Source organism: uncultured Acinetobacter sp. (genome assembly GCF_947624825.1).
Classification (GTDB): Bacteria; Pseudomonadota; Gammaproteobacteria; order Pseudomonadales; family Moraxellaceae; genus Acinetobacter.
The window spans coordinates 1-7914 of the sequence record NZ_CANQLZ010000079.1 but is presented as its reverse complement, the minus strand read 5'-3'; the positions used below and the strand labels follow the sequence as shown (position 1 = coordinate 7914).

At 41.8% G+C, this 7914-nt stretch carries 7 protein-coding genes and 1 tRNA gene; all 8 read right to left on the bottom strand.

Annotated elements, in window-relative coordinates:
- Window position 1: 1 nt before the first annotated feature.
- The 8 genes from Q0017_RS12590 to Q0017_RS12555 all read right to left on the bottom strand — a co-directional run bounded on the left by Q0017_RS12590 (window position 2) and on the right by Q0017_RS12555 (window position 7507).
- A tRNA-Thr gene (locus Q0017_RS12590) sits at window positions 2-77 on the bottom strand.
- A gap of 98 nt (window positions 78-175) precedes the next feature.
- Window positions 176-1669 (bottom strand): anthranilate synthase component I, encoded by a 1494-nt coding sequence (gene trpE, locus Q0017_RS12585; RefSeq protein ID WP_298147403.1) that lies wholly within the window; start codon window positions 1667-1669, stop codon window positions 176-178.
- A gap of 111 nt (window positions 1670-1780) precedes the next feature.
- Window positions 1781-2449 (bottom strand): phosphoglycolate phosphatase, encoded by a 669-nt coding sequence (locus Q0017_RS12580; protein ID WP_298147400.1) that lies wholly within the window; start codon window positions 2447-2449, stop codon window positions 1781-1783.
- Window positions 2450-2512: 63 nt separating this feature from the next.
- Window positions 2513-3151: an FHA domain-containing protein gene (locus Q0017_RS12575; RefSeq protein ID WP_298147397.1), complete on the bottom strand. Its 639-nt coding sequence runs from the start codon at window positions 3149-3151 to the stop codon at window positions 2513-2515.
- A 47-nt stretch (window positions 3152-3198) separates the two neighbouring features.
- Entirely contained in the window at window positions 3199-5418 is a 2220-nt protein-coding gene (gene gspD, locus Q0017_RS12570) for a type II secretion system secretin GspD (RefSeq protein WP_298147394.1), read from the bottom strand.
- A 32-nt stretch (window positions 5419-5450) separates the two neighbouring features.
- On the bottom strand, window positions 5451-6272 hold the full coding sequence (locus tag Q0017_RS12565; RefSeq protein WP_298147390.1) for a type II secretion system protein N: 822 nt from the start codon (window positions 6270-6272) through the stop codon (window positions 5451-5453).
- Window positions 6272-7015 carry a type II secretion system protein N gene (gspN, locus tag Q0017_RS12560; protein ID WP_298147387.1) on the bottom strand — a complete coding sequence of 248 codons (744 nt, stop codon included), beginning with the start codon at window positions 7013-7015 and terminating at the stop codon, window positions 6272-6274. The genes Q0017_RS12565 and gspN overlap by 1 nt, the downstream gene beginning before the upstream one ends.
- A gap of 168 nt (window positions 7016-7183) precedes the next feature.
- Entirely contained in the window at window positions 7184-7507 is a 324-nt protein-coding gene (locus Q0017_RS12555; RefSeq protein ID WP_298147384.1) for an H-NS histone family protein, read from the bottom strand.
- Window positions 7508-7914 lie beyond the last annotated feature (407 nt).

Sequence of the window (7914 nt, the reverse complement as noted above, 5' to 3'; positions counted from 1 at the left end):
ATGGTGCCGGCACACGGATTCGAACTGTGGACCTACTGATTACAAGTCAGTTGCTCTACCAACTGAGCTATGCCGGCTCTTTCTTAGTGTTTCGTGCGTTTCGCTTCGGAACGATGAGCAGTTTAGCAAAATTTAAAATTGATGCAAGTGTTTTTTTAAAAAAATTGAAAAAAAACTATAAAATTAACGCATTTGACGATAATTCAACCGATTTGATCACTGCGCGAGCTTTTATTTGCGTTTCATTCCACTCAGATTCAGGATTTGAGTCATAAACCACCCCTGCTCCGGCTTGTACATAGACCTTATTTTCACGAATCACACAGGTTCGAATGGCAATCGACATGTCCATTTCGCCATGCCAGCCTAAATAACCGACAGCACCACCAAAAATTCCACGTTTTAATGGCTCAACTTCGTCAATAATTTCCATGGCACGGATTTTTGGTGCACCAGAAAGCGTGCCTGCAGGGAAAGTCGCTTTAAAAACATCCAATGCATCCACATCATCACGTACCTCACCTTGCACATTCGACACGATGTGCATGACGTGTGAGTAACGTTCGATCACCATTTGATCAGTAACCTGGACTTTACCAATTTTTGAGATACGCCCTACATCATTACGTCCCAAATCAATCAGCATTAAATGCTCTGCAATTTCTTTTTCATCAGAAAGCAAATCTTTTTCAAGGGCTAAATCTTCTTCTTTGGTTTTGCCACGCGGACGCGTACCCGCTAAAGGACGCACTGTGGCAATGCCATTTTCAAGGCGCGATAAAATTTCGGGTGAGGAACCGACAATATGAAAAGGTTTTTGGTTATTTAAAGTCTGCCCTTGTACCAAAAATAAATATGGCGATGGGTTTAAGTGACGTAAAGCGCGATACACCTGTAAGGCTTCGCCATCAAAATCCGAAACCATACGATGCCCCGGTACCACTTGCATGACATCACCGGCGCGAATGTAGTCTTTGACTGTTTCAATGGAGTCTAGGAATTTTTCTTTACCAGTGAGCGATTCAAATTTTGGCGGCGTATGTGGTTTAGCTTGTAACACCACAGGTTGGGCTAACAGTGCTTCTAACTCATCCAGTTGGGCTTGGGCTTTTGTATAAGCATCAGGTTGATTTACATCGGCATGTACAATTAAAAACAGGGTGTCTTTTAAGTTATCAAATACAATTACTGTTTTAGACAGCATCATCCAAATATCAGGCAAGCCTACAGGGTCTGATTGTGGAATGTTGTTTAACCGTGGTTCGATATAACGCACAGCGTCATAACCAAAGTAGCCGACTAAGCCGCCTGTAAAACTTGGTAGTTGTGGCAAATCTGCTTGGGTAGGCACTTTAAATTGCGCTTGGAAATCACGGATATATTGAAAAGGATCACAACAAGCCTGATTTTCACGATGCCCATCTGCATGTTGAATAGTGAGTTGCCCTTCATTACATGAAAAGACGGTTGATTCACCCAAACCAATCATGGAATAACGCGCCCAATTTTCACCCCCTTCTACCGACTCAAACAAATAAGCATTGGTGTGGGATTTTAAACGCGCAAAAATCGACAACGGTGTTTCGGTGTCGGCAAGGCGTTGACGATAAACAGGGATTAAGTTATAGCCTTGTGCTTGTAATTGGCTAAATTGTGCTTGAGTGGTCATGTATGGTCTCTATGTTGGATTGATAAGATGGCTCAGATAAACACACAGAGCATCGCCATCGAAAAACCATACATTGATTCATTAGAGCATCCTTAACTTACTTTTTTCTATTCAAGCTAACAATTCGGTTAAATTATCAACCACTTGTTGTGGCTGACAGTCGTGAATGTTTTCCCCATGATTATAGCCGTAGCTGACCACAATACAATCTACTCCTGCACGGCGCGCTGCCTCTACATCATTAACTGAATCACCAATCATCAACACTTGATGTTTCTCAACCGCATAATGTTCTACACAATGTAACAGCTGACGCGGATGCGGTTTACGCTCACTAAAACGATCTCCACCAATCACATCGTCAAAATAATCATGCATACCCAACTGTTGTATAATAATACGTGCAGGCGCTTCAGGCTTATTGGTCACACAGACTAAAGTTTTACCTTGGGCTTGACCCCACGCTAAAAACTCCATAATGCCCTCGAAAGCCTGAGTGTCGACACAAGGGTCTGCATTATAAATTTCTAAAAATGTAGTCAGTAATGCTTGATGTTGATCAGGATGAACCTCACCCACCAAATGCTGCAAAGTGCTGTGGCAAAATAAGGCAGTACCTTTACCAATCCACATACGTACTTGTTGTTCAGTCACATTGGGCAACTGCAACACATTTAAGCTCATATTCATGGCACGATACAAATCAAAAGCTGAATCGACTAAGGTGCCATCTAAGTCAAATAAAATAACCTGACGCTGCTCAAGCTTGGCAATTGACATGATTGTTCCCTCAAAAAAATAAAGGCATGCGATGGCATGCCTTTGTGGTTTTACATTGGCATATTATTTAAAAAACACAAAAGCCAATACGGCAAGAATAATAATGGCAATCACAGTCATTAAACCGACCATCGTATTTTTTTGCTGTTCTTGGACTTGCTCTACACGTGATTCAGGTACTTCAACCGGTACAGGCTTAGGCTCAGGCGTGGCTTGACTGACATCAACCCCTTGAGGAATTGGAGCAGGTTTTGGCACACCTACGTTGGTTGGCATACCATCGCGGGTTAATTCAACAGATGCATCCCGCTCTTTTAAGCTTGGCATACCTTGATCATTCATGTGTTGAGCTGGTGATTCAACGGCAGCCTCCACAGATTGTGCTAAGTCGCTGTCGATTGCAACATCAGCCACAGGTGCAAGCAGTGAGAATTTCAGACTTGCAAATTGCACAATATCGCCATCTTTGAGCAACACTTGCTCGGTGATACGTGCATCATTCACAAACGTGCCGTTTGACGAGGCTAAATCTTGTAGCCAAAGTGCATCTTCCACACGTAAAAATGCCGCGTGTTTACGCGAAATTTCACTCGATTGTAATACGATGTCCGCAGCCTGATGACGTCCGACCAACATATCACGGTCGATGCTAATTTCTTGGCCAGCAAGTTCAGCTGAAATCGCTTGTAATTTCCAAGTCATGAAATAAGTCTCTAATGTGATTTTTTTACATCATATCATGCTGTGCTTTACTGTGCTGTATTGCCAAGCGGACGAATTGTGGTTGTGCTGACTGTATTTTTGCTATGCTCAACCACAGGCTCAATTGCCACAGGCGTAGCCACCACCGCATTGCTATTTAAGCCATGTGCACTAGGTACATTTTGATAAACACTGTCTTTAGAAGAAGACGATACTGGTAAACGCTGTAAATACACATCTTCAACTTGCGCTGGCAACTTAGCAAAATTGCCCTCGCTGTCCATGGCCAATTGTAAACTGTATAACTGATCATAACGGCGCTGTGAAATACGTTGCACATCATCACGGTCACCAATAATGGTGGGATGAATAAAGACCAATAAATTGCGCTTTTCGTTTAACGAGGCGTCAGAACGGAATAAACGTCCAATCCCCGGTAATGAACCTAAGCCCGGTACCGCTTGACGGTTAGAAATCGAGTTATCAGAAATTAAGCCACCTAAGACAATGGTTTGTCCATGTTCGGCTAAAATTGCGGTTTTAATAGCGCGCTTACTGGTAATTAAATCTTGCGCCTGACCTTTATCTTGTACTGCAGAAACTTCTTGTTCAACTTCTAAACGTACCGTACCGCCTTCACCAATATGTGGTACTACTTTTAAGGTCACACCCACATCTTTACGTTCTACCGTAGTATATGGATTGACCCCATTGGTGGTGGTCGCAGCCGAACCTGTGACAAAGGGTACATTTTGCCCCACCACAATATAAGCTTCTTCATTGTCCATAGTGACAATAGAAGGTGTAGATAATAAGTTTGATTTGGTCTTTTCGTTTAAGGCTTGGATTAACGCACCATATAAACGCCGTGAACCATTACTGCCTTCACGATAGTCCCCCAATACTAGCGAAGTGCCAGCGTTGCCTGCTGCCGCAGCGCCTAAGCCCGCTGTGCCGCCACTTAAAAACCCTGCCGCTAAGTTGCCCAAACTTGAGCCAACATTATCAAAGTTAATTAAGCCGACCCCACTGGTGATATCGCCTAATGCCCATTGCACACCTAATTGATCCGCATCATTGCCCTCAACTTCAATAATCGCCGCTTCAATCAAGACTTGTTGACGACGAATATCGAGTTGTTGAATAGCTGATTCAATTTCACGCATCAATTGTGGATCGGCTTTCACCACTAATGAGTTTTGACTTGGGTCGGCAATAATACTGACTCCATGTCCGCTAAAACTGGTGAGATTGTTATTGTTGCTATTACTTGAAGCACCTAAGTTAATACTTGGGGTATTAATACTTGACGCTCCTGATGTGCTGTTGCTATTACCACTAGTACTACTTGAACTGGTGTTTGAGTTATTGTTGTTTGAACTCGTGGTATTAACTGCTTGACCCGTGACTAAGCCTTGTAAAATATTGGCAAGCTTATCGGCACTGGCATATTTTAAACGAAAGACTTTTAAACCACCTAAACGATCTGCCGATGGTACATCTAGCATCTCAATCATGTGACGAATACGTTTACGTGTTGCAGGGTCACCCTTGACCAAAATACGGTTAGTACGTGCATCTGCCATTAAGCGCACGCGTGAGCCTTTGGTATCTTTTGCCGCACCGGTGGCGCTCATACCATCAAGTAAGCTAATCATTTCTTCGGCTTGACTGGATTGCAACTGAATCGCTTCTAAATCATTTTGCCCTGTACCATCTAAATTACGCACAATACTTTCAAGTTGGTAAATATTACTGGCGCGATCAGAGATAATTAAGGCGTTGGTGCCCGGTACTGCCGCCAAATGTGCAAACTGTGGCATGAGTGGGCGTAGCGCTGGAATCAAATCATTAGGATTGGTGTTTTCAAGCCATAACACCCGAGTGACAATCTGATCACCACCGGCACGATTACGTGCATCAAAAGGAATGCCTGAACTTTTAACATTATTATCAGGCACTAAGCGTATGGTATTACCAGAGGGAATCGCCACTACGCCATTGACGTTTAGCACCCCTAAAAATAGATCATAGACTTCGGCTTTATTTAAGGCTTTATTGGAAATAACCGTGACATTGCCACGCACGCGTGGATCAACCGCAAAGTTTTTACCGGTAATGTCAGCCACTTCATTAATAAATGCCGTTAAATCTGCATCACGTAAATTGATTTTCCATGTTTGCGCCGAACTGACTGTGCTCACCATCGCAAGCAGCGGCGCCGCAGCAACTAAGCCCCATGTACGCTGATGATTAAATAAAGCCATAATCTACTGGTTTTCCTTGAGCTGATTGTGCATCAGTTTAAATCTTGTTGAATGGTGATCACCTGATCACCACGTTTTATTTCGAGTTTGACTTGCCCTGATTGACGCGCTTGTTCTAAAAGTTGCGCTTCATTTTGACCGGCATTTAAGGCTTGTCCATTGAGTGACAATACACGGTCACCCGGCTGTAAGCCTAATTTTCTTCTTAACACCAAAGGCGTGCGCGCACTGACTTGATAGCCTTCACCGCCATCGCCACTTGCCCCCATATTTTGCAAATATTGATCCCGATTTTCTTGAATCTGCTGCACAGCATTGCCAAGGGCTTGTTCGGTAGTTTGAATATTAGGGACGCTCGCAACAGCTGGATTGGTTTTTGGATTTAAAGATAAATCTTGATTTAGACTTTCTAATGCATTGATTTTTAATATTTCATCAGCACCATGAGCACTACGTAAAATCACTTTATCCCAATACACTTCAGCCAATTGATATTGGGTGTCGGCAATATATTCACCCACACGGTAACGCTCACCCACATTATTGGCTTTAATCACTGCCGATGAAAATTGACTCGGCACAGCCACCATGACGCCTTGTAAGCTTAAATTAGAATTGCTGATCGCCGCAGGTGCTTGCTGCGCTTTAAATAAAGCAAACTGACTGATATTAGGTACCGCTTGCTGCTGTGAACCTAAGGCAACACGATCAAATTGCAATGCTTGCATGGGCGCGAGTACCAACCAAAACAAGGTAGCTAGTTTCCAACATAAATAAATGATGAGCAAAATACACAGTAAAGGGGCTATTTGATCTAATTTTTTCCAATTTAATCGATCTAACCAATCACGCATTAGTAGCCTCCTTTAATTAAAGGCTGACGACTACTGAGCACATAAGTATCTAGACCTGCTTTGCCTTGATAAGAAGGTACATTCATAAGTAAACGTTGCGTTAACTGCACATCAAGCATCAACTGATGATCTAAAGCTAAATTCAACATTTTTTGGTCACGTTGATCACGCGTATCAATAATTAACTTACCGTCGGACGCCATTAAGTTGGCTTTTAAACTCGGTACAGTCATACGTTCTTGACGCTGGGCATATTGATACACCAATGCACCCCCTGCCCATTGAATATTGCCTGCTGCTTGGCTAAAACCTTGCTCGCGTTTTAATTTTAATGACACATCTTGTAATTGAATACTGTTGGCAGGCCATTGCCAATTGGCAAGGTATTTTAAAGTTTCAGGTGCAATTTGCCCATTTAAGTTCTGAACAATCATGGTTTTGCCTAAGCCATAAGCTGCAATACCCTCAAATTGGCTTTGCCCACTATGCACTTCAATATTCGCAGCGGCACGTAAACGCAGTAGATCTAAAGGTCGCACTTGCCATTTGACTGAACCACGTAATTGCCCACGTGTCCAGTCGGCTTGCCCTGACCAAATATTGCCACTGACATTATGCAAAATTTGATTATTTTGAGAGAATTTTGCTAACAACCATGCCGCTGGTAATTGCAGCAATATGCATATTAAAAAAGTAGCGGCTACAAATAACCACCAACGTAACATTTTGGGCTTTTTTTTCATCCCATTACAACCAATCGTCTGTTCACGTTTACCTTGGGATATTTTTTCATCAGTATGCGAGCATTATGCATAAATTTGAGCGTCCGCCAATTCTCAGCATTAAAAAAACCAAGCACATTGGCTTGGTTTAAGTACTCTAAACGAGTTTTATGAAAGAGCGATGAAAAATTAGATTAAAAAATCTTCCAATTTTGCACCCTTTTCAAGTTCTGCAACTAACCAACGTGGTTTTTTGCCACGACCTGTCCAAGTATCGGTTGGATTAGCTTTATTGCGGTAACGTGGTTCTACTGCTTTACGCGTATTCTTTTTACGCTTTTGCGTACCAAACTCTAAAATTTGCTCAATACTAAGACCGAGGTTATCGGCAATTGTCATAATTTGGCTATATGCATCTTCAATTGCCTGATCTTTTTTTGAAGCAATTAATACCTCAGCTTCTGCTTGCAAACGCTTTAACTCTTCCACTGATAAATTGCTAATATCTGGCATGTTACTACTCCAAACTGAGGTTTTTGTTTAATCAATATTTTGTATCTTATTTTTATTAATCTTAATATCATATAGTAATTAACAATACTTCTACATAATAAATATCTTAAAAAATTATTTTAATGATGTTGCAGTTTAATATCTGGTCACTTATCTACAATAAAATTAACCACCAAGGCCTTCTTGGTTGTTTAATTACAGGCGTAATTTTATATTCAAATTTGCTTTATATGCTTCACCACACTCTAGACTTCATACTAAAAAAATCTTGAAGACCACCGCCAAAATGGCAAGTGATTAAAATAACCACAGGTTCTATATCAAAACTCACAGGGCGAATTCAAACATGAGGTGCGACAGTTTCAAAAGCCTTATGATAATCAACAAGCTGAGCAAATTTCTCTAAT

Excerpts from the sequence above, each read along its gene's own strand:
- trpE (WP_298147403.1), bottom strand. The coding sequence starts at position 1,669 with ATGACCACTCAAGCACAATTTAGCCAATTACAAGCACAAGGCTATAAC.
- Q0017_RS12580 (WP_298147400.1), bottom strand. The coding sequence starts at position 2,449 with ATGTCAATTGCCAAGCTTGAGCAGCGTCAGGTTATTTTATTTGACTTA.
- Q0017_RS12575 (WP_298147397.1), bottom strand. The coding sequence starts at position 3,151 with ATGACTTGGAAATTACAAGCGATTTCAGCTGAACTTGCTGGCCAAGAA.
- gspD (WP_298147394.1), bottom strand. The coding sequence starts at position 5,418 with ATGGCTTTATTTAATCATCAGCGTACATGGGGCTTAGTTGCTGCGGCG.
- Q0017_RS12565 (WP_298147390.1), bottom strand. The coding sequence starts at position 6,272 with ATGCGTGATTGGTTAGATCGATTAAATTGGAAAAAATTAGATCAAATA.
- gspN (WP_298147387.1), bottom strand. The coding sequence starts at position 7,015 with ATGAAAAAAAAGCCCAAAATGTTACGTTGGTGGTTATTTGTAGCCGCT.
- Q0017_RS12555 (WP_298147384.1), bottom strand. The coding sequence starts at position 7,507 with ATGCCAGATATTAGCAATTTATCAGTGGAAGAGTTAAAGCGTTTGCAA.